Annotated in this window: 1 protein-coding gene; it reads right to left on the bottom strand. The window is 35.7% G+C overall.

Annotation, left to right across the window (positions count from 1 at the left end; genetic code table 11):
- On the bottom strand, positions 1–158 hold a 158-nt coding region (locus tag GB932_RS21690), incomplete at its 3' end, for a nucleoside monophosphate kinase (RefSeq protein WP_156758770.1).
- Positions 159–431 lie beyond the last annotated feature (273 nt).

The following is a 431-nucleotide window of genomic DNA, read 5'->3' as shown; positions in this document are numbered from 1 at the left end:
TATGACTTAGCCAGTTTTCCAAGTTCAGTGTCATTTTTCATATTGTATCTGAAAAGATCACCTGTTGAAACCTGTTTTAAATTGAATTTCTCGATTAGATTCTGAGCTTGTGTTCCTTTTCCACTTCCTGGAGGGCCGAACAGAACAATGTTTATCATAATGTTGATACGCTTCCAGCAATGGGCATTTTGCTTCGGGCTTGTGGCTTTTGGCGGCTTGCTTTTTTGCTTTCAGCTTTTTTAAGTTATTATTAAATTTATTTCTTTATATAATTTTAAGCTAAAAGCTATCAGCTAATAGCCAACAGCATTTAATGGTTGATTTGTCCGTCTTCCAACTGATATAGATTCGGAAGGTTTCTTCCTAATTCATCATAATCCAGCCCGTATCCAAGTACAAATTTGTTCGGGATTTCTTTTCCGATATAATCC

The organism is Microbacterium karelineae, from assembly GCF_009745985.1.
Classification (GTDB): domain Bacteria; phylum Actinomycetota; class Actinomycetes; order Actinomycetales; family Microbacteriaceae; genus Microbacterium; species Microbacterium karelineae.
The sequence above is the reverse complement of the archived record's forward strand: the minus strand, read 5'-3'. Positions and strand labels throughout refer to the sequence as shown.